Source organism: Nitratireductor sp. L15S-10 (genome assembly GCF_045011005.1).
Taxonomy (GTDB): domain Bacteria; phylum Pseudomonadota; class Alphaproteobacteria; order Rhizobiales; family Rhizobiaceae; genus Nitratireductor.
In genome coordinates this window covers 1778412-1799723 of the sequence record NZ_CP120674.1, presented here as the reverse complement: position 1 = coordinate 1799723, position 21312 = coordinate 1778412, and the positions used below count along the sequence as shown (strand labels likewise).

General features: G+C 59.5%; 20 protein-coding genes and 2 tRNA genes. 9 read left to right on the top strand and 13 right to left on the bottom strand.

Annotated features, from left to right (window positions below; all coding sequences use genetic code 11):
* Positions 1-49: 49 nt before the first annotated feature.
* The gene (locus tag P2W41_RS08610) at positions 50-784 is read left to right on the top strand and encodes a hypothetical protein (protein ID WP_404934860.1); all 735 of its coding nucleotides are present in this window, start codon (positions 50-52) and stop codon (positions 782-784) included.
* An 85-nt stretch (positions 785-869) separates the two neighbouring features.
* Here P2W41_RS08610 and P2W41_RS08605 read toward each other — a convergent pair.
* Positions 870-943: transfer RNA gene (locus P2W41_RS08605), tRNA-Cys, on the bottom strand.
* A 118-nt stretch (positions 944-1061) separates the two neighbouring features.
* Positions 1062-1292: a hypothetical protein gene (locus tag P2W41_RS08600; protein ID WP_404934951.1), complete on the bottom strand. Its 231-nt coding sequence runs from the start codon at positions 1290-1292 to the stop codon at positions 1062-1064.
* 246 nt (positions 1293-1538) lie between these two features.
* Here P2W41_RS08600 and P2W41_RS08595 point away from each other — a divergent pair.
* The 4 genes from P2W41_RS08595 to P2W41_RS08580 all read left to right on the top strand — a co-directional run bounded on the left by P2W41_RS08595 (position 1539) and on the right by P2W41_RS08580 (position 5252).
* A tRNA-Asn gene (locus P2W41_RS08595) sits at positions 1539-1613 on the top strand.
* Positions 1614-1889: 276 nt separating this feature from the next.
* The gene (locus P2W41_RS08590) at positions 1890-3392 is read left to right on the top strand and encodes a CHAD domain-containing protein (protein ID WP_404934859.1); all 1503 of its coding nucleotides are present in this window, start codon (positions 1890-1892) and stop codon (positions 3390-3392) included.
* A 145-nt stretch (positions 3393-3537) separates the two neighbouring features.
* On the top strand, positions 3538-3780 hold the full coding sequence (locus tag P2W41_RS08585; RefSeq protein WP_292896164.1) for a hypothetical protein: 243 nt from the start codon (positions 3538-3540) through the stop codon (positions 3778-3780).
* Positions 3781-3803: 23 nt separating this feature from the next.
* Entirely contained in the window at positions 3804-5252 is a 1449-nt protein-coding gene (locus P2W41_RS08580; RefSeq protein WP_404934858.1) for a cryptochrome/photolyase family protein, read from the top strand.
* A 9-nt stretch (positions 5253-5261) separates the two neighbouring features.
* Here P2W41_RS08580 and P2W41_RS08575 read toward each other — a convergent pair whose 3' ends face one another.
* Both P2W41_RS08575 and P2W41_RS08570 read right to left on the bottom strand, forming a co-directional pair.
* Positions 5262-5558, bottom strand: a complete 297-nt coding sequence (locus tag P2W41_RS08575; RefSeq protein WP_292896167.1) for a Dabb family protein — start codon at positions 5556-5558, stop codon at positions 5262-5264.
* Positions 5559-5726: 168 nt separating this feature from the next.
* Positions 5727-7709: a bifunctional 2',3'-cyclic-nucleotide 2'-phosphodiesterase/3'-nucleotidase gene (locus P2W41_RS08570; RefSeq protein WP_404934857.1), complete on the bottom strand. Its 1983-nt coding sequence runs from the start codon at positions 7707-7709 to the stop codon at positions 5727-5729.
* Between the two features lie 210 nt (positions 7710-7919).
* Here P2W41_RS08570 and P2W41_RS08565 point away from each other — a divergent pair, with 210 nt between their 5' ends.
* Entirely contained in the window at positions 7920-8570 is a 651-nt protein-coding gene (locus P2W41_RS08565) for a 5-formyltetrahydrofolate cyclo-ligase (protein WP_404934856.1), read from the top strand.
* A gap of 13 nt (positions 8571-8583) precedes the next feature.
* Here the strand turns inward: P2W41_RS08565 and P2W41_RS08560 are convergent, their stop codons facing one another.
* Positions 8584-9057 (bottom strand): Lrp/AsnC family transcriptional regulator, encoded by a 474-nt coding sequence (locus P2W41_RS08560; protein ID WP_292896173.1) that lies wholly within the window; start codon positions 9055-9057, stop codon positions 8584-8586.
* A gap of 151 nt (positions 9058-9208) precedes the next feature.
* Here P2W41_RS08560 and ald point away from each other — a divergent pair, with 151 nt between their 5' ends.
* Complete coding sequence (gene ald, locus P2W41_RS08555) at positions 9209-10324, top strand: alanine dehydrogenase (RefSeq protein ID WP_404934855.1); 1116 nt, start codon at positions 9209-9211, stop codon at positions 10322-10324.
* A 75-nt stretch (positions 10325-10399) separates the two neighbouring features.
* Here the strand turns inward: ald and P2W41_RS08550 are convergent, their stop codons facing one another.
* The 5 genes from P2W41_RS08550 to P2W41_RS08530 all read right to left on the bottom strand — a co-directional run bounded on the left by P2W41_RS08550 (position 10400) and on the right by P2W41_RS08530 (position 14274).
* Positions 10400-10873 carry a DUF1203 domain-containing protein gene (locus P2W41_RS08550; protein WP_292896177.1) on the bottom strand — a complete coding sequence of 158 codons (474 nt, stop codon included), beginning with the start codon at positions 10871-10873 and terminating at the stop codon, positions 10400-10402.
* Positions 10874-10980: 107 nt separating this feature from the next.
* Positions 10981-11538, bottom strand: a complete 558-nt coding sequence (locus P2W41_RS08545; protein WP_292896179.1) for an OmpA family protein — start codon at positions 11536-11538, stop codon at positions 10981-10983.
* Positions 11539-11629: 91 nt separating this feature from the next.
* Positions 11630-12484, bottom strand: a complete 855-nt coding sequence (gene sseA, locus P2W41_RS08540) for a 3-mercaptopyruvate sulfurtransferase (protein ID WP_404934854.1) — start codon at positions 12482-12484, stop codon at positions 11630-11632.
* Positions 12485-12499: 15 nt separating this feature from the next.
* Positions 12500-13240, bottom strand: coding sequence for an alanyl-tRNA editing protein (locus P2W41_RS08535; protein WP_404934853.1), 741 nt, complete (start codon positions 13238-13240; stop codon positions 12500-12502).
* On the bottom strand, positions 13240-14274 hold the full coding sequence (locus P2W41_RS08530) for a cysteine synthase A (protein ID WP_404934852.1): 1035 nt from the start codon (positions 14272-14274) through the stop codon (positions 13240-13242). The genes P2W41_RS08535 and P2W41_RS08530 overlap by 1 nt, the downstream gene beginning before the upstream one ends.
* A gap of 201 nt (positions 14275-14475) precedes the next feature.
* Here P2W41_RS08530 and P2W41_RS08525 point away from each other — a divergent pair, with 201 nt between their 5' ends.
* Positions 14476-15312 (top strand): SDR family NAD(P)-dependent oxidoreductase, encoded by an 837-nt coding sequence (locus tag P2W41_RS08525; protein WP_292896185.1) that lies wholly within the window; start codon positions 14476-14478, stop codon positions 15310-15312.
* A gap of 2 nt (positions 15313-15314) precedes the next feature.
* Here P2W41_RS08525 and P2W41_RS08520 read toward each other — a convergent pair whose 3' ends face one another.
* The 3 genes from P2W41_RS08520 to ilvA form a co-directional block, all read right to left on the bottom strand.
* On the bottom strand, positions 15315-16529 hold the full coding sequence (locus P2W41_RS08520; protein WP_292896187.1) for an MFS transporter: 1215 nt from the start codon (positions 16527-16529) through the stop codon (positions 15315-15317).
* A 132-nt stretch (positions 16530-16661) separates the two neighbouring features.
* Entirely contained in the window at positions 16662-18023 is a 1362-nt protein-coding gene (locus P2W41_RS08515) for a DEAD/DEAH box helicase (protein ID WP_404934850.1), read from the bottom strand.
* A gap of 340 nt (positions 18024-18363) precedes the next feature.
* Positions 18364-19650, bottom strand: a complete 1287-nt coding sequence (gene ilvA, locus P2W41_RS08510; RefSeq protein ID WP_404934849.1) for a threonine ammonia-lyase IlvA — start codon at positions 19648-19650, stop codon at positions 18364-18366.
* Positions 19651-19783: 133 nt separating this feature from the next.
* On the opposite strand from ilvA, the gene P2W41_RS08505 reads away from it, so the two are divergent.
* Entirely contained in the window at positions 19784-21241 is a 1458-nt protein-coding gene (locus P2W41_RS08505) for a TrkH family potassium uptake protein (protein WP_292896193.1), read from the top strand.
* Positions 21242-21312: the final 71 nt, after the last annotated feature.

The window sequence follows — 21312 nt, the reverse complement described above, 5'->3', positions numbered from 1 at the left end:
ATGGACGCAGCTGACATCGCGCAAATGCTGGAAGCGCGAAGCTCCGAAAATGGACAGAATGTCGGTTCTGGTGGCCTATATAGACAAGAAGGGGCGCCTTGGCGCCGTTCCGTTCAATCCCGATTTCCGGGCCGGCGGGCAATATCCGCTTTCTCGAGGCCCCTACTCATACTGCGTCCATCCCAGGGATCGTTTTTTCCGTCCCCAGGCTCAACCGGGTGGCAGGCACTGCCCGCGCGCCATGGTTCCCGTCAAGTTCCCTTTCTACATTGCGGGGCGACGGGCGTCAGGCAGCCTCGCCAAACTGCATGTGTCTGTTGAGCCTGGCACGCTCCACGAAGACCACGCCGTCATCCCCTGGGAGCCTGCGAAAGCCCCTCCCGACCCACAGGAAGAGCGCTACGCGGATGCGGGCAGGATAGATCTGTTGCGCGGCCCGAGCGCACGGCAGATCGAAGCGGCCGAATACCGAAATCTTCAGTTTCGCCTGCAGCTAGCCAATGCCTTGATTCTAAAAGATGCGAAGCTGAAGATCCACGCGCTCGATCTGGACAGATGTCTGTCGACCAAGAACGGACCGTTCTATTGCCGATACAGGCTTGACGCCCGGATCGAAGCCTCGAAGGAGGTGCGTCCGATGGCCCAACTTCTGAACCTCGGCTTTCTCTTCAAGGGATACTACTGGTCGTCCTTCACGGTAAGCCGTGGCCGCTGGGTGATCGAGAAGCAATATGAGGGCTGCAGACTTTCGGATGTGCAGATCAGATGCTGGAGCCGCAAATAGGCCGAGAATGCCTCATCCCCGCGTCACGGAAAAGCGCGGTTCGCCGCCGTCCAACGTGCTGAGAATACTGGATGGAAAGAAGAATTGGAGGCCTCGCCCGGAATCGAACCGGGGTGCAAGGATTTGCAGTCCTCTGCGTAACCACTCCGCCACGAGGCCATGCCGCAAGCGGCACCGGGCTGTTCAATAGGTTGCGTCCAATTCCTCGTCAAGCGGGCAAATGTGATTGCCACGAAAATAACCGGGGAGACAGCTCGTTTCCACTGTCGCAATCCGGTCACCCGCCACGCGAGCGCTGCCTTCCTTCTCTCCGCCTGTTCCACCACACGGTGGCTTTGCGCCTTTGGCGGCGTACCGATGCGATGTCATAGGATAGTATGAGCAGGCCAAGTGGAATCATCCAGAAGCCAAGCACTGGCAGAAATCCGAACAGCCCGAGCACCACCAGCATGCAGCCTCCCCCGATTCGGGCGAGCCGTGACCGGGGGATGGGAATCCGCTTGCCCATGAGAGAGACCGAAGGGCGTCCGTTCTTCCCCGCCGCCGTATCTGTGTTTCGCTGCACCATGCGTCGTACCATCGCCCCTTGGCGGCCCACCAATATCTTCCATGCCAATGCCGGACCTTCCATATGCGTTGCGAAATCCCTCAATGGGAGGGGCGACCTGAAAAAAACCGCGAAAATCACAATTGGCGCTTTGCAAAGCTGAATTTGGTTTGCTATAGGCACGCTCACTCGCACGAGCACAGGCATTCCCCGGTAGCTCAGTGGTAGAGCAACCGGCTGTTAACCGGTTGGTCGCTGGTTCGAATCCGGCCCGGGGAGCCATTCTTTATCAAGAGCCGTCCGATATTGTGCCAGCCGCCTTTCGGCCGGACTGCGTTCGCTGGCGGTTTGCCGCCTTTGCGTGCTAATTGTCACCACCTGATCCTTGCAACTCCTCACGAAACCCGGGCCAGCGCGAATGGTTTGCGCCGCAAGAACGTTTCATCCTGTATGGATCCGGTCTAGTATAAACCGTAGCCGAGCGTGCTCGCACTGCGGAATTTGCGGGGATCTTTCTTGCCAGAAATCGAGTTGAAGCTTTTGCTGGAGAAACAGCAAGTGCCCGACACTCTCGCGCGCATCGAGCGACTACCTACCGCAACACGCAGGATACGCGGCACACGGCATCTGCACAGCCTCTATTTCGACACGTCGGAAGGTGCTCTGCGCGAAAATGGAATTACGCTGCGTCTTCGGTGCACGGGCACGCAATGGCTGCAAACGATCAAGCTCGACGGCTCCATCAAAGGCGGTCTGTCCAGGGTCACCGAAATCGAGCGGATGGTTCCTGCGGGCGTGGTTTCCATCGATGCAATCGAAAACGAGGAAGTCCGGGATCGCATCACACGGCTCGTTAAGAACACCCAACTCCAAACGGTTGCTGAAACCCGCATACGCCGCACGCAGGTCGACCTTCATCTCGACGACGGTACAAAAGCCGAAATCGCTTTAGACAGCGGCGCCGTGAAGGCAGCAGGACGCAGCGCCCCTCTCCATGAGCTCGAGATCGAGTTGATCGAGGGACACCCAACCGGCCTCTACAGAGGCGCACGCATGATACTGCCGGATGGCGCCCTGAGGTTTTCCCGCTTCTCCAAGGCGGCACGCAGTGTTCTCCTGGCCAAACACGGTTACATTGAGCCCCCTGCCGTGCCCCGCAAGGCAGTTCGCGTGCCGATTACCCGAAAGAGCAGCATTGGCGAAGCAGCCGAGGACATGCTGCAGGAATGTCTGGCGCAGATTTCAGCAAACATCGAGGCTGTCCGGAACACCGAGGATATGGAAGGCCCACATCAATTGCGCATTGGCCTTCGGAGGCTGCGCAGCGCGCTTTCCCTGTTCAACAGGGTGATCGAACCCTCCATTGTTATCCAGTTTGCAAATGAGGCACGCTGGTTGGGCCACGAGGTCGGGCGCTTGCGCGATCTTGACGTCGTCCTCAACGATGTCGCCCGCCCTTTCTATGCCAGAATTCACCGGGAACCCGGCGCAAACCTCGTTTTGAGCACACTAGAGTGGCACGCCCGTAAGGTTCGTGCCGATCTCCGGCATACGCTGTCTACAGAGCGCGTGAACGTCTTTTTGCTTGGTCTCTCCGAATTGATCCAGACAGGTCTTCGCACACCGGCAAAACCCAACCGAAAACTCAAAGATCTGGCAGATGAGAAACTGGAAAAACGGTGGAACCACCTCCTCACCCGCGCTGAAGGGATCGAGAGCTTCGCCACGGATCAGAAACACGCGTTGCGCAAGGCGCTGAAAAAGCTCCGCTATGCGATAGAGTTCCTCGGCCCCCTCTACGCGCCTGCCGATGTGAAGCGGTTATCGAGCCGGCTGAAAACGCTGCAAACGATGTTTGGCAGTCTGAACGACGCAGCCGTGACCCAGTTGATTCTCTGCAGGCCGCCACTCTCCTCCATCAACGACCCGTCCGCGCAACGCGCCATCGGCCGCCTGTTGGGAGCCTGTGAAACACGCAGCGTCTATGATTGGCCCGCCACGATCGAAGACTGGAAGCGATTGCAGGCGTTCCGCCCGTTCTGGCAGCATTCCCAGCCGTAGGTCGGCACTCTTGCTGAATGCTGTCCCTCGAACACGCCCGTCCCTGTGCACGACCCGAACACGGATGCGTGAGCTGCCTGAGATCGACGGAACGTTTTTAAACCGCACCGATTGTATGTGAACACACCAGATTCGGGCGGGAACCATGAAACAGCAACCTGACACACGGCCTCATACCTCGCTGGCCACTTTATCGCGCGCGCTTCCAAACGACATCGTTGCGGCCCTCGACCGCTTCAGCGCCATGGAGGGCGCCGGGATGACCCGTGAGCAGGCGCTCCTCACAGCACTCAGAACATGGGCTCTTTCGAAAGGGCTTCTAAAGACGCAGGAAGGTGGCCGTGAGGGCTTGCGCCCCGAACAACTCAACGCCACAAACGATGATTGATCCTCATGTGCATGGGAGAGTGCATGGTCCCCGATGATGAGCGTCCGGTGCTGCTCCTGTTCCGGCATGATTTGCGCCTCAGCGATAATCTTGCCCTTTGCGCCGCCGCGGGAACAGGGCGTCCGGTTGTCGCCGCCTTTGTTCTCGACGAGACAAGCGAAGGCGCTCGAACACTCGGCGGCGCGCGCCGCTGGTGGCTTCACCACAGCCTTGCGGCGTTGAGGGAAGAGCTCGGAAAGCTTGGCCTGCACCTGGTTCTGCGTGCCGGCCCCATGGTCGAGATCGCCATTTCGCTGGCCGAGGAAACCCATGCAGGCGCCGTTTACTGGAATCGGCGTTACGACCCCGCAGGCATGGCAACCGACACTCTGTTGAAAGCCACTCTCAAAGAGCGCGGGATCGAAACGGACAGTTTCTCCGGGCACCTGCTTCACGAGCCCTGGCGTTTGAAGACCGGATCTGGAGGCCCCTACCGGGTCTTCACGCCTTTCTGGCGTTCCATGATGGAATCCATACACCCGCGCCCACCGGCCGACGCACCCGAAATGATCACGCCCTACAGGGATGATTTGCCGGGCGACGCACTTGAAGACTGGAACCTTCTTCCAAAGAAGCCCGATTGGTCGAAAGGCCTGCAGGAAAGCTGGACGCCAGGCGAGGCTGGCGCGCGCGAAAGACTGGCGGACTTCATCAACGGCACCGGCGAGAACTACAGATCCCGTCGCGACCTCATGGCCGAAACTGGCACCTCCGGTCTCTCACCGCATCTTGCGCATGGTGAGATCACCCCATTTCAGATCTGGCAGGCATTGGAAGGTGAAAGCGAGATCGGCGAGGAGGATCTGCAGACGTTTCGCAGGGAGATCGGCTGGCGCGAATTCTGCTGGCACCTCCTGTTCCACAACCCGAAACTTGCCACAGAAAACTTCAACCGTAATTTCGACGCCTTTCCCTGGCGAGACGACCAGAATGCGCTGCAAAGCTGGCAGCGCGGCGAAACGGGTTACCCCGTTGTCGATGCGGCCATGCGCCAGCTTTGGCAGACCGGCTGGATGCACAACCGGGCGAGGATGGTTGTCGCTTCATTCCTCGTAAAACATCTGGGCATCCATTGGCGCAAAGGCGAGGAATGGTTCTGGGACACACTTGTTGATGCCGACCCCGCCTCCAACCCGGCCAACTGGCAGTGGGTGGCAGGGTCCGGTGCCGATGCTGCACCGTTCTTCCGCATCTTCAATCCCGTTCTGCAGGGAGAAAAATTCGACCCGGTGGGAAAATTCGCGCGCCGATACGTGCCCGAACTCGCCGCCCTCCCCGACAAACATTTGCATCAGCCATGGAAAGCTCCTCAAAGCGCTCTTGAGAAGGCTGAGATAGAACTCGGCAAAACCTACCCACGCCCGATGGTCGACCATAGGGCAGCCCGCGAACGCGCGCTCGTCGCGTATAAATCAGTCAGGAATGCAGGCTGAGCACCCCTGTCAGCCGGACTTTCTGGAAACGAAATCCGCCGCGACGCGCATCTCCCGAAGAGGCCGCACTTTTGCAGTGCATGCCTGGTAGGTCGGATGAGCCTTGTAAGCGGCGAGCGCTGCTTCGTCGCGGAATTCCGCGTAAACAATGACATCCACCTCGGTGCCGATCTGATCGACCTTGCGGTTGAGACCGACTTCAAAAAAATCCGAATGCGGAATGTCGGCCAGCATACCAAGCCCCTCCGCAATGCGGCCCACATCCGCCTCATCTTTGGCACTGAAGAAAACGATGTGTCGAATCACGGGCCTGCCTCCTGAAATCGTGTCCGCAAATCGCGCTGCAGGGCCCGAATGTCAATGCATCGTCACGCCGCAGGAGTGGATTCAAATTCTCAAAGTCATCGAGCAAAGGGCTGTTCCGGAAAGAAAAAAGGCCGAGCGCAAAGCCCGGCCTTTCAGGAACTCCATTGCCTAGAGCGTAATGCGATAGAGGGCAAAACCCTCCTGCCCTTCGCCGGCGGATTCAATTGCTACACCTTTGATGCTCGAAACGAACTCCGCTCCTTTGGGCCCTGTCTCGAACAGGACTGATGTGTGCGGTAGTTGTTTGAAGGCCCAGTTGGCATCAGCCGTCGGGTTGATCGTCCCCTGCTCCACAATATAGCGCACAATCACATCACGGTTCGTGTCAGGGGCAGCAAAGACCACCTTGTCAGGACCGATACCGGGGAAGTTGCCGCCACCGCCTGCACGATAATTGTTAGTCGCTACGATGAATTTCTGAGCCGGGTCAATCGCCTCGCCATTGAACTGCAAGTCCACGATACGGCTCGCATCCGCGTTCAGGAGCTCTCCCTTGGATGAGTATTTCGGCGGCTGCGACAGGTCGATCCGATAGGTCACGCCATCGATCACGTCGAAATTGTAGGAAGGGAAAGATGGATCGAGCAGCGGCTGGTCTGCCTTGCCAGGTTCCACCTGGTTGAAAATTCCGGCGGACATCTCCAGCCAGTCCTTCACATCCGCACCCGACACCAGAACCGCCTGCACCGTGTTGGGATAAAGATAAAGATCGGCGACGTTCTTGATCGCCACATCGCCAGCCGGCACGTCCGTGTAATAATCCGGGCCGCCGCGACCGCCGGCCTTGAAGGGCGCTGCTGCCGACAACACGGGCAAATCCCTGTATTCACCGTCCTTCAGCATGTCGGTGATGTACCAGATCTGCGCCTGGCTCACGATCTGCACGGATGGGTCGTCGGCCACCAGCGCGAAGTAGGAATGCAGGGGCGCGGATGTCTTGCCGACAGCCGTACGCACATACTTCAGCGTCGCTTCGTGGTCTTCACGCACAGCCACTTCAACTTCCGCTTTGCTTTCGACAAGAGGCTCGGTCTGACGTTCCACCCGCTTGAAGATCGGGCGCGCTTCGGAAGTCGCATTCACCACCACCCAGCTCTGCCCGTCCCGCTCCAGAAGCAGGTCAATGAGCCCCAGATGCGACCCCCAGAAGCCACCCATCACGGCCGGTTTGCCGCCGATCGTGCCCCTGGCATTGTCCACGCCTTCGATCCCCTCAAACTTCGGACCGGGAAAGTCGAGATGGCTATGGCCGGTCACGATGGCGTCGATACCCTCAACGCCGGCAAGAAGCAGCGAGGCGTTCTCGAGGTTTTCCGCATACTGTGCCGGGCCGACACCGGAATGCGACAGCGCCACCACGATATCGGCGCCCTCCTCGCGCATCTGCGGCACCCAGGCTTCCGCTGCTCGCACAATGTCCCGCGTCATCGCCTTGCCGGTCAGATGTTTGGAATCCCAGCTCATGATCTGCGGAGGCACAAAGCCGATCAGGCCGACACGAATGGGGAGTTCCTTTCTGCTACCATCCTTCACCATCCGGTCAAGGATCACGTAAGGTTTCAGGAACAGGTCATCGTCGCGTCCGTTTGCCGCGAGGTCCCCTTTGGTCAAATTGGCGCAGACGAAGGGAAAATTGGCCCCCGCAAGCACCTTGAACATGAAATCGAGCCCGTAATTGAATTCGTGATTGCCCAGCGTCGAACAATCGTAGCCCAGCGTGTTCATGCCCTTGATCACCGGGTGAACGTCACCTTCACGCATGCCGCGCTCATAGGCGATATAGTCCCCCATGGGATTGCCCTGGAGGAAATCGCCATTGTCGACGAGTATGGAATTCGTGGCCTCCGCCCGGATCGCATCGATGATGGAGGCCGTGCGGGCGAGCCCCATCGTGTCATTGGGCTTGTCGGCATAGTAATCGTAAGGAAGGACGTGGACGTGCAGATCCGTGGTTTCCATGATGCGCAAATGCGCCTGGTTCACCGAAGCCCTGGCCGAAAAAGGGTGCATCAGCACCAGAGAACCTGCGGCAGCAGAGCCTGCCAAGAACGAACGGCGGGACATGGATGCGGATGCGGATGCGGACATCATGATCGTCTCTCCTGGGCCTTTGAAAAGAACCGGCGAAGGAGCATGATTGCGCCGTCGCTTCGAGAGTTCCAGCAAAATCTGATGACGCCCGCGTGACACACGACCCGTACCGTTCGACGAGGCCCTCCCGTCGTATTCTGAACAGCATCCTGGCAGAAGCTGCTGCAGCTTCATCGCAGCCGCCCCGATAATCACCGAGGAGAAATGCCGATGAGCGATGAAGCGGACAAAAGCAGCAAACCCTATGCGTCTCCACCCTGCTTCATGCACGAACTGGCAGACGGGGCCGATACATCACATGAAGAAGCCTGGCCCGAGGTCCGCCGATGGCGCCGGGCCACGCGCGACCGCCTGATCGCCGAGCGCCTCGCAGTCCCGGTCGCCGAGCGCATCCGCCTTGCGGACATCATCGCGCGAAAGCTCGACACTCTGATCGGTGATCCATCAGGCCGCGTGGTTGGGCTTTACTGGCCGTTTCGGGGCGAACCGGACCTGCGCCCATGGCTTGCCACTCTCCATGATCGCGGTGCCACGACAGCCCTGCCGGTCGTCATCCAGAAAGCCGCTCCCCTCGTCTTTCGCCCCTATTGTCCGGGAGACCGGCTTGAACGCGGGGTCTGGAACATACCTGTTCCGGTAGTCGACGAGGAGAACATTCCCGACATCATAGTCTCGCCGCTGGTCGGTTTCGATGCATCCGGTCACCGACTGGGCTATGGCGGCGGATTTTATGATCGGACCATCGCCACTCTGCCAAAAAGACCGCTTCTCATCGGCATCGGATATGACTTCGCAGAATTGTCCACGATCTACCCGCAGCCGCATGACATCCCGATGGATCATATCGTCACTGCCGGCTGAACCCGCCCCAGCGTCACGCCATCTGCGGTTTCAGCCCGACCCCGGTTCGGTCGACAATTTCGCGCAGCGCAAACGCGGAGTTGATCTTGATCACGTGGGGCATGCCTGTAAGCCACTCCTTGTGAACCCGCTCATAGTCCTGCAGGTCACGCGCCGCGATCCGCAGAATATAGTCGTACTCGCCGGACATGAGATGACAGGACACCACATTCGGGCATCGCTGCACCGCCGCCTCGAATTCGCTGAGTGTGCGTTCAAATTGACCGGAAAGCGAAATATGGACGATGACCGTGACACCATGGCCAAGGGCTGCATTTGAAAGCCGGGCATGGTATCCCCTGATGACGCCGCTCTTTTCCAGATTATCGAGGCGGCGCGAACAGGCCGATTGCGAAAGCCCCACCTTCTCCGCGAGCGCGGAATTGGAAATTCGTCCGTCCTTCTGCAGGACCTCCAGAATGGCGATATCAATCCTATCCAAGGCCATTATTCGAATTTCCTCCCGGAACTTTGTAATTTTGCGCAAAAAATAGCAAAAAATCCAGAAAAACGCAAACAACTTCGCAAAGACGTTCCGTGGTTTTTGTGGTCTCATTCAATGAGCCAGGAAAATCGCCACAATGCCCGGAGGAACGCCAATGCGCGTCGGCTGCCCGAAAGAGATCAAGAATCACGAATATCGCGTCGGCCTGACGCCAGGTTCGGTGCGTGAATATGTGGCGCACGGGCACGATGTGCTCGTGGAAACTGGCGCGGGTGCGGGCATCGGCGCTGACGACAATGCCTATCGCGTAGCAGGCGCCACCATCGCCCGGTCGGCGGAGGAGGTCTTTTCCAGATCGGATATGATCGTCAAAGTCAAGGAACCGCAGCCCTCCGAATGGGTGCAGCTGCGTGAAGACCAGATCCTCTACACATATCTCCATCTGGCTCCGGATCCCGATCAGACCCGCGGCCTGATCGATTCCGGCGTCACCGCGATTGCCTACGAAACCGTCACCGATACGCGCGGCGGCCTCCCTCTTCTTGCTCCCATGTCAGAAGTCGCAGGCCGTCTTGCCATACAGGCCGGCGCGACAGCGCTGCAGAAGGCCAATGGTGGACGCGGCGTGCTGCTTGGCGGTGTTCCCGGTGTCCTTCCCGGCAAGGTCGCCATTATCGGTGGCGGCGTTGTCGGCCTCAATGCGGCAAAGATGGCAGTTGGTCTGGGCGCAGATGTCACGATCATCGACCGCTCCATCCCCCGCCTGCGCGAACTGGATGACATCTTCAACGGCCGTGTCCATACGCGATACTCCACTGTCGAGGCCCTTGAGGAGGAGTGCTTCTCTTCCGATGTCATTGTCGGTGCCGTCCTCATTCCGGGCGCTGCAGCGCCCAAGCTTGTCACCCGCGAAATGCTGTCCGGCATGAAGAAGGGCGCCGTGCTGGTCGACGTCGCCATCGATCAGGGCGGCTGCTTTGAAACCTCCCATGCCACCACGCATTCCGATCCGACCTATGAGGTCGACGGCATCATCCACTATTGCGTGGCCAACATGCCGGGTGCCGTTCCCGTCACCTCTGCGCACGCGCTGAACAACGCCACTCTGCATTATGGCCTTCAGCTTGCCGACAAGGGGCTCAAGGCTCTGGTCGACGATCAGAACCTGCGCAACGGCCTCAACGTCCATAAGGGCCGCATCACCAACCAGGCGGTTGCCGAAGCGCTCGGCTACGAAATGGCAGAGCCGAAATCCGCCCTTGCCGCCTGAACGCGAGTACCTTGCCTCCAGCGCGGCCCGCCGGAAACGGCGGGCCTTTTTTCTCGGCATCCGAAATACTTGGCGTCAGGCTCGATCGATCCGCACCTGATAGCAGTTGTATTGCGCCGATCGCATGTGCAGATAGGCAATATCCTCGCGTTTCAGAAGATCGTGCGCTCGCGTGCAGATATCCTGTTTTGGCGTTATCGCTCCCGTTCCGTAGACAATCCGATCATCATGGCCGTAGCCGCGGAGCAGCCACTCAGTGCGGGCGCGGAACAGATCGGGCATCACATCGCTGTCGGGAGCCCGTTCACACTCTTCCGCGCAAAGAAATATCGGCCCTGTCTCGGCAAAGGGCTGGGTCCGCGGAAAGGGTCTGTAAGCAAGGGTGAGGTAGGGCTTTCCCTCGGCCACGGAACGCAGGCAGTGCCGACACGGTATGCCGTTTCCGCCCGAGATCCCCCTTTCCGGCTTCATCCCGTAGGCATCGGGCGCGCCATTGCGAAAAGCCTTGGCCTCATCGCTATCCATGGCCACGAATTTGATCAATCCCATGACTGGTCTCCCTCAAAATGACGGAGACCAGTTTGTTTCAAAGACTGGAGGTTTCCACCCGATTCCAGTCAAGCCGGAGGGACCGACCGACGGAACAGATAGGTCTGTCAGCGCAGGAAATCGTCGACCCGCCGCAGCGTCACGCGCCGGTTGCGCCAGTTCTCGTTGGGCGTTGGAACCAGAAGAAACTCTTCGCCGTATCCGACCGTCTCCAGCATGCGCGCGGGCACACCGAACTCGCGCACCAATACGCGGCGCAGGGAGGCAGCACGGCGCTCGGAGAGTTGCTGGTTGTAACCGAACGACCCGACCGCATCCGTGTGCCCTTCCAAAAGCACAATCGTTCCCGGCCGCCGGCGGCGCAACCGATGCAGGGCGTCGGCAATCTCTTCGACCTTGCGGAACTGCGAATATGGGATATCGGCCGAATCGAAGCCGAAATTGATCGCCTGAATATCAATGGAAGGCGCACGGCGGCGCAGATCGGGCCGGCGCTTCAGTTCGCGCACCGTGACCCGGTCCTGCGGACGTACGCGCTGAGCCGGAGCGGCCTCCAGACTGCGCTGGATGCGGGATGCCGATGGCATGGAGGATTGCGCCATGGCCGCCCCCGGCAACAGGGTTGCCGCAATGACAGTCCCAAGCATCTGACGGCGATTCAACATGGAAAGCTCCTTTCAGGAAACAGGTTCGTCCGTTCTGGCAATCATTGTTCAAGACTGCTGAATTCAGGATGAACGTGTTGTTGCCTGTCTTTCAGCCTTCTTTCCCGGTCACGACGGGAGTGTCTTCACGACTACCCCACTCACTCCAGGAACCGTCATAAAGTCGGTTGTTCGTGTGTCCCAGCGTTTCCAGCGCCAGCGTAATCACCGCAGCCGTCACGCCGGAGCCGCATGATGTCACCACAGGTCGATCGAGATCGATGCCTGCCTGCTCGAACAGCCCCCGCAATTCTTGAGGCGCGAGAAGCCTGCCATCCCGTGAAAGAGCGGAAGCAGGCACGTTGCGTGCCCCTGGCATGTGGCCGGAGCGCATGCCAGGTCGCGGCTCTGGATCTTCGCCCGTAAATCGCCCCGACGGTCGCGCGTCGGCGATCTGCGCCGATCTGCCTTCAACGATCGTCCGCACGGCATCGATATCGGCGACACGCGTTTCATCCAGTGCGGCGTTGAAAACGGACGGAGCGATCTTGGTTGGCTCGTTGGTAAGCACACGCCCCTCGGCGCGCCAGCCGTCCAGCCCTCCATCGAGAACCCGCACGTCCTGTGCGCCCATGACCCGGAACATCCACCACACACGCGGCGCCGAAAAGAGACCCGGCCCGTCGTAGACAACGATGGTGTCCGTTTTGGAGATACCCATGGCGCTCACATGCCGCTGAAAGGTTGCGGCATCCGGCAGCGTATGTGGTAGATCAGAATCGGCAGCCACCACCGCGTCCTGATCGAAGAACACGGCTCCCGGGATGTGCCCGGCCTCATATTCCGCTTTCGCATTTCTCCCCTGTGTCGGCAAATACCAGGAGGCATCGACGATGGAGAGCCCGGGTTGATCAAGACGTTCCTCCAGCCATGCGGATGAAACGGTAAAACGGCTTGTTTCACTCATGTGATCCTCGCAATCTCAGTTCGCCGGCAGAGAGCCGAAACGAATGCGGAAGCGGCGGTTCTCCCGCCCCTTCTTTTCAATCTTTCCTATATGGATCTCCCCCACTTCGGCGGTGTTCGCAACATGCGTTCCACCGCATGGCTGGCTGTCGATGCTCGCCTCATTGCCAATGCAGACGAGCCTGATGCGGCCGGTCCCCCGCGGCGGCCGAACATTTTTCGATTTCACGAGGTTGGGATTGGCCTCCAGATCCTCCTCGCTGATCCAGCGTGTGAAGACAGGGTGCTCCCCGTTCACCAGATCCATCAACCTGGCGCTGACCTCCTCCTTGGTGACACTCGCATCGGGGAGATCGAAATCCACACGCGAATCCGCTTCGTTCACCGAAGCCCCCGTGATTGGAAAGGGGCAGATCACGCTCAGGAGATGACAGGCCGTATGCATACGCATCAACTTGAAACGTCGTTCCCAGTCGATCGCAAGCTGCAACGTCTCGCCCATCTCGGGTAAAACCTGCTCCGCCGCAGGGACGTGGACGATCTCATCGTTTGTCTCCCCCGTCACCGTTGCAGCGATCTGGATAATCGAGCCATCCTCACGGATAAAGCGTCCGGTATCGCCCGGTTGCCCCCCAGACGTGGCGTAAAACATCGTCCTGTCCAGGAGAATTCCGCCGCGATCGTTGATACCGATGACACGCGCCGCGCCCTCGCGCATATAGGCATCGTCTCGGAAAAGCGCCTCCGTCTGCGCCATCAGGCAACCTCCTCGAACGGAACGTCGATCTCCGGAGATCGATCCATCCAGTCAGGTACGGGCAGCCCCTTTTCACGCAGGAATGAGGGATTGAAGAGCTTGGACTGGTAGCGCGTTCCGTAATCGCAGAGAATAGTCACAATGCGATGCCCCGGCCCCAGTTCGCGCGCAAGCCGGATGGCGCCGGCAATATTGATCCCGGTCGACCCGCCAAGGCACAGCCCCTCCTCCTGTACCAGGTCAAAAACGATCGGCAGCGCCTCGCCGTCCGGGATCTGGAAAGAGAAATCGGGCGCAAATCCATCCAGATTCGCCGTAATTCTCCCTTGGCCTATGCCTTCGGTGATCGAAGTGCCTTCGGATTTCAATTCTCCAGCAGTGTAGTAGCTGAAGAGCGCCGCTCCCATCGGATCCGCCAATGCCACCTTCACAACCCTGCTTTTGCTGCGCAGGCCTTCTGCCACTCCGGCAAGGGTTCCACCGGTTCCGACGGCCGAAACGAAACCGTCGATCTTCCCGCCCGTCTGCTCCCAGATTTCTGCGGCGGTTGTACGCACATGGCCTTCGCGATTGGCCACATTGTCGAACTGATTTGCCCAGATGGCACCGTTCGGCTCCGATTTCGCGATCTGTTCTGCAAGGCGGCCCGAAACCTTCACATAATTGTTCGGGTTCTTGTAGGGGACCGCGGGAACTTCGATCAGCTCCGCCCCCAGCACCCGCAATGCATCTTTCTTCTCCTGGCTCTGGGTTTCAGGGATGACAATCACCGTGCGATAGCCCAACGCCTTGGCCACCACTGTCAGGCCAATGCCGGTGTTGCCCGCAGTACCTTCCACGATGATACCGCCCGGCTTAAGAAGCCCGCGTTTCTCGGCATCGCGGATGATGAAGAGCCCTGCCCGGTCCTTGACCGACTGGCCAGGATTCATGAACTCGGCTTTGCCGAAAATCTCGCAGCCCGTTTCCTCCGAGGCACGCTTAAGGCGGATCAGCGGAGTATTGCCTATGGCATCCACAACCGAGTTTTTCATGGCATCCTCTTTCGATTTTTGCGGAGGTTAGAAAGCCCGCGGCAGCGTTGCAAGGTGGGATTTTGCGCAACGGGCCAAAAGCGCGCAAAGCTGTCGCTTGTTCCATGGTTCCGAAAACGATTTCAGTGTGTACTCTCCACAAGGCGCTTTTCAACATGCGTACCGCCCGATAAACCTGCCCCAGAATTGGAGGGGATTGGGATGGCGCTTTACCGGGCCAATCCAAAGGATGGAGTGGTGTGGATCACCGGTGCGAGCACCGGGATCGGACGCGCGCTCGCAGTGCGCCTTGCAGGCAGGGGGTACACGGTCGCGGCCACTGCGCGCGCCGAAGACGGCCTTTCCTCCATCACTCGTGAAGCAGAACATCTTGAGGGGCGGATATTCGTTTTTCCCTGCGACGTGATGAACGAGGCGGGAATGGAACGCACCGTTGCGCAGATCGAGAAAAACCTCGGCCCAATAACACTGGCAGTCTTCAACGCGGGAACCTATCTGCCCGTGCGCGGAGATCGGCTGGAAACCACCAATTTCGTGCGCAGCTACCAGATCAATGTTTTTGGTACACTGAATGGCTTGATCCCGGTCTCCGACCGTATGCGTGACCGTGGCTTCGGACACATCGCCGTCATGGGATCGGTCACGTCATTCTTCGGCATGCCGTCAGCCGCCGCTTACGGATCGACAAAGGCGGCCCTCAACAATCTCGTCGAAGGTTTGCGCTACGATTTCGAGAAGCTCAACATCCGGACCCAGATCATCAATCCGGGTTTTGTCGCCACGCCGCTCACCAAAAAGACCAATTTTTCGATGCCGGCGCTTTTGACCGCATCGGAGGCCGCCCGCCGCATCGACAGGGGGATACATCAGGGTGGTTACGAAGTCGCCTTCCCAAAGCGGCTGGTCTGGCCGTTGAAACTGCTTCGTCTCTTTCCAGCCTCTTTCATCTTTTTCGTCATGTATCGCCTGACGGGCTGGAACAAGCGCGCCCTCGGCCCGCGCAAGAAGACAGGCAAACGCACCCGAGCCAGAACCTGACCTCAGCCGTTGTGCGCCCTTTCCAGCTCGGGCGGCGCGTCTTTGCAAGCCAGGTAAACCGCCAGGGAAAGCGCGATCAGGGCCGCATAGAAAATGAACAGGGTCTGATACGCTGCAACCGGGTTGCCCGGCACGGTGGATGCCGACACGACGCCACCGGTGAGGAACTGCATCACTCCGGCGCCCCCCACCGAAAAGAAATTCAAAAGTGTCACCCCGCGCCCCGTCAGATGAGCTGGCACAAACGCCCGGCCATGCGCCATCAACAGGCCATAGCTCGCGCCGCAAAGGCCAATGACCACGAAAACGGTCGTCGTCGTGGCAATGGAAGACACCGGTGTGATGGCCAGAAAAGCAATCGCGGCAAGACCAATGAAGTTTCCGCCCACGGCGACCCATTTGCGTGTGCGAAAAAAAACATCCAGCGGTCCGTAAACAAGACCACCAGCCGACATTGCAAGCGCCATGAAAAGCGTTGCTTGCCCGATCATCAGCGCGTCTGCGTTATAGACATCGGAGAGATAAGGCCCAGCCCAAAGCCCACGAATGCCCGCCGCCGGCGCATAGTTCAGAGCGGTAAGGGGCAGGATTGGCCAGAGCACACGAAGACTGAGCAGTTCGCGATACCCCCTGAACCCCAGCCCGGTTGCCCGCTCGACGCCATCTGCCGGCTCAGGATCCCGGACGAGCAAATGAATCGCGATACCGGTTAGAATCGTGAAGAATGCCAGCGCACCCATGACGCTCCGCCAGCCAAAAGCCTCTGCCGCGGCCGCCATGGGCGCGGACCCCACCACATTGCCGAGCGTCCCGAAGGCGACCAGCCAGGAGATGAGTATGGTGAGCCGTCCCGCCGAAAAGGACTTTGCAAAGATGAACACGGAGGCCATCAGAACGGCGGAGCACCCTGCCCCGTTGAGCGCCATGGCAAGAATGATCGTGCCGGGCGTCGGCGCGAGCGCAAACATCAGCGCACCGCCCCCGCCACAAACCGTCAATAGAAAAGCTGCCGTGCGACGCGGGCCATAACGATCGAGCGACACACCGACCACGAACTGCATCAGGGCGAAAACGACGAACCAGGCACCTGACGCCATGGATAGCTCGGCCTTGGTCGCGCCAAGCTCGGCTGTCAAAGCCGGCGTCAGGACTGCCAGAAACGACCGGTAGAATTGCGACAGGACATACCCGATCGCCAAAGCCGCAAGACCGATCATCGTTTCGCCATTCCCTCCCGCGCGAGCCAGAAACCCGGACAGTCCTGACCTAGCCGAACAGACCATCGGCGACAATTGGGCCAGACCGGCCTATCGGCCGATCAGCCCAGATCGTGCATATGGAAACGAGAGCTAAGCGGCGCGCGCGCCAGGCCGCCTGTTGCGGTTTCTGCGCCGCCTGCGTACGGGCTTCTCGCCCTCGTTCTGCCCTTGTTCGGCGCGTTGCTGCGGTTTCGCGGCGGCCCGCTGCGGCCTGCGATTTTCGCCACCCTTCGACGGTTTCGGCGCAGTCCGGCGCTCACCGGCGTTGTTGGCGGGAGGCTGGCGCATCGGATCAGGCTCCGACGTGTAATCCGCCTTCAATGGCAGTCGCATCCGGATAATCTTCTCCACGGCCTTCAGCTTGTCGGCCTCGGCGGGATCGCACAGCGTCACCGCCTCGCCGGAAGCGCCATTGCGGCCTGTGCGCCCGATGCGATGTACATAACTTTCCGGCTGGTCGGGCAGGTCGAAATTCACCACATGGCTGATGCCCGGAACGTCAATCCCGCGCGCCGCGATATCGGTCGCCACAAGAATGCGCACCGATCCGTCCCGAAACCCGTTCAGCGCGCGCTGACGCGCATTCTGAGATTTGTTGCCGTGAATAACGGCAGCCTCGAAGCCATCGCGCTCCAGATCACGTGTCACGCGGTCGGCCCCATGCTTGGTACGCGCAAAGACGATCACCGAACGCATGGCTTCATCAGCCAGCATGTCGGAGAGAATCTTGCGCTTCTGCTTCGTCCGCGCCATCACGAGATGCTGCTTGATCTCACCGGCCGTAGTCGACTGCTTTGCAATCTCAACGCGCAGGGGATCATTGAGCAGGCTCTTTGCGAGCCCTTCGATTTCATTGGGCATGGTCGCCGAGAACAGAGCTGTCTGGCGGGCCGGATGTGTTGCTCGCGCAATGCGCCGCACATCATTGATGAAGCCCATATCCAGCATGCGATCGGCCTCGTCGAGCACCAGCCACCGCGTTTCGGCCAGCGACAGTTCGCCCGACCGCACGATGTCAGTCAGCCGGCCAGGTGTCGCCACCAGAATGTCGACGCCCTGGGCGAGCCGTTTCACCTGGCTGTTGCGGGAAACCCCGCCCAGCACCAGCGCTGTCGCCAGATGCGCGTGCCTGGAAAGTTCGCGTATCACTTCGTCGATCTGGACTGCCAGTTCCCTTGTCGGACAAAGGATCAGCGCCCGCGCGGTTTTGCGAACGCGTTTGGAGCCAAGTGCGATAATCTGCGAGAGAATGGGCAGCGAGAAGGCTGCTGTCTTGCCGGATCCGGTCTGCGCGATACCCAGCACGTCGCGCTTTGCGAGCATTGCGGGAATGGCCTTCTCCTGGATCGGCTTGGGGGTCACAAACCCCACATCTTCAGCCGCCTTCAACAGTGAGCCTGAAATTCCCAGTTCCGCGAAACCGATCTGTTTCGCATTGTTGTCATTGGTCAATTTACAATCTTTCCCATGCTGACGCCCGGAAGCGTCGCAAATGATATGTGGCAGGGCGCAACCTGCCGAATAAATGTTTGAATGAACGACGAGACGACGGGGATGCCCCGTGCGGCTGCGCTGTCGCGCCGGCAGTGCCGGCTTAAGCTCCCGCCCACGGGCGGTGGCTTCAGACGCAACCAGTCTTTTTAGAAAGCCGGCAGCGCCAGCCCATGCGTCTTGGCGTCATATGGGCTATCCGCAGCCAAAGTGCAATCGTTAATTTGTGCTTTGCAACCAGATCGCCCTCACGGAGCCGGGTCCGAGCGGCACGGAATGATCTGCCCCTTTGCCCTCGGTCTCAGATGATCAGACCCGCGATCGTATCGTTGTCGGTAATGTCCTGATAAGCCCAGCCAGCGGCGTCGAAGCGCCCGGTTAGGACATCAAAATTGGCGCGATTCCGGGTCTCGATGCCGATCAGGACTGAACCGAAATTGCGCGCCGATTTTTTTAGATACTCAAACCGCGTGATGTCGTCTTCCGGCCCCAGGAGATCAAGGAAATCGCGCAGTGCGCCGGGTCGCTGCGGGAAGCGAAAGATGAAGTACTTTTTCAGACCGTCGAAGCGGAGCGCCCGTTCCTTCACGTCCGGCAGACGCTCGAAATCAAAATTTCCGCCCGACACCACCGCAATCACGGTACGCCCGGCAAGTTCCTGCGGCGCGAAATCCTTCAGCGTATCGATCGCAAGTGCTCCCGCCGGCTCCAGCACCACACCCTCGATGTTCAGCATTTCAACCATCGTCGCACACAGTCGGTTCTCCGGCACCAGATGCACGGCATCGGCATCAAATACCTTGAGATGCGAAAACGGTGTCATGCCGATTTCGGCGACTGCAGCCCCGTCGACAAAATTGTCCACCTTGTCGAGCCGCACCGGCCGGTCCTGCACCAGCGCCTGCTGCAGGCTCGCCGCGCCTTCCGGTTCAGCGAAAGCAAAAGACCCCGCCTCCCCGCACGCGGTGAGATAACGCGTCACTCCGGAGGCCAGTCCGCCACCACCGACGGGCAGGATCACCAGGCTGTCGCCCATATTCGCCCCGTCGAACGACTGGATCTGCTCGGCGATCTCTCGTCCGACTGTCGCCTGCCCCTCAATGATGTCCGGGTGATCGAATGGCGGCACCATCGCCCCGCCGCTTTCCTGTGCAAACGCGAGCGCAGCGCGGTAACAATCATCGAAAAAATCGCCAATCAGCCGGATTTCAACAAATTCTCCGCCAAAAATGCGCGTTTTGTCGATTTTCTGCTGAGGCGTCGTAACCGGCATGAAAACCACGCCCTTGCAACCGAAATGACGGCACACATAGGCAAATCCCTGAGCATGATTGCCCGCCGAAGCACAGACGAACATTCGCTCCTGGCCCCCGCGGGCCATCGCCTTGCGAAAAAAGTTGAACGCACCGCGTATTTTGTAGGATCGAACCGGCGTCAGATCCTCACGCTTCAGGAAAACCCGGGCGCCGGTTTTCTTGGAGAGATAGTCGTTCTCCTGAAGCGGTGTCTCGGCAAAAAGCGAGCGCAGCGCGTCCGCCGCCTCCGCGACCGCATTCACGAACTCGTGCTCTCTCGCTGCTGCACTCATGCTCTCTTGCCTATCCCGTGCTTGTGTCCTACGGGCTATTGCATATCGGGGCGCGGGACGCCACTCTCGCGCCAGGGAGGGGGATCGCTTCCCGAACAACAGACGCTTTGATGAGCAGCCTGAGGTTCAGTCCTTGCAGTATCTCGCCATACGCGCCGCACTCCACATCGCGGCGGTCTTTGCCATATATCTTTCGGCCGCCATGCTCATCCCGGCCGCCGTCGACCTTTACTATGGCAATGACGACTGGCGGGTTTTTGCGTTTTCCGCACTTTTCACCGGCGGGCTTGCCATTGGTGTGTCGCTTGCCACTCAGGGCCGTGCCCCGGCCATTTCCTCCCGCTTCGGGTTTCTCGTCGTCAATCTTTTGTGGATGACGGCCTGCATCGCCGGAGCCGTGCCGATGCTGGCCTCTTCGGTGGAGTTCAGTGTCGCCGATGCATTCTTCGAATCCGTGTCAGGCGTAACCGCGACAGGTGCCACCGTTATCGTCGGGCTCGACAGCATGCCGCCCGGGCTGTTGATCTGGCGCTCCATCCTGCAATGGATCGGCGGCCTCGGCGTTATCGCACTGGGCCTGTTCGTGCTGCCGTTCCTCAATGTGGGCGGCGTTTCGTATTTCCGCATCGAATCCTCCGATATCGAAGACCGGCCTTTCGACCGGTTTTCGACATTCGGGCTGGGGCTTATCAGCATCTATTCGCTGCTCACACTCGCCTGCGCCATTGCTTATGCGGCGGCAGGCATGCGGGCGTTCGATGCCGTGAACCACGCGCTAACAACCATCGCCACGGCAGGCTTCTCCACCCATGACGCATCCATGGGCTATTACGCCGACAATCCGGCGGTCCTTTGGATCAGCACCCTCTTCATGTTCATTTCGGCGCTGCCCTTCTCGATCCTGATCCTTTTTGCTGTTCGTGGCAGGCTTGATGCGCTGCGCGATCCGCAGATCCGCGTCTTCGCCGGTTACGTGATTGTATTTGTCCTTGCCGTCGCCATCTATCTGCGCCTTGTCCACGACCATACATTCTTCGACGCCCTCACCCATTCGGCGTTCAATTTCGTCTCGATTATCACCACCACGGGCTATGCCAGCGACGACTACTCGCAATGGGGGGCCTTTGCCGTCGCGGCTGCTTTCGTCGCCATGTTCCTCGGCGGCTGCTCCGGTTCGACCACCGGAGGCATCAAGGCCTATCGGTTCCTGATCCTGTTCAAGCTTCTGGCCAACGGTCTGCGCCGCTTCGTCTATCCAAACACGATCGTCACCGTCCGATATGGCGACCGGCCCGTGGATGACGATCTGCAACGCGCGGTCGTGCTGTTCATGTCGGCGTTCCTGGTGATCTGGGCCGTCATCATCCTTCTCCTGGCAGCAACAGGGCTGGACTTCGTTACCGCCATTTCTGCCGCCCTCACAGGGCTTACCAATGTCGGCCCTGGCCTCGGCCAGGTCGTCGGCCCTGCCGGCAGCTTCGCTCCGGTTCCCGATCTGGCCAAATGGATCATTGCCTTTGCCATGCTCATGGGCCGGCTTGAAATTTTGGCGGTTCTGGTCATTTTCACGCCGGTTTTCTGGGAGAGATAGTCTTTCATCCAAAGCCTCTTTCCTCTTAAACAGACCTGGGGCCAGACACCTGTGGTCCCCGAAGCTCGAGC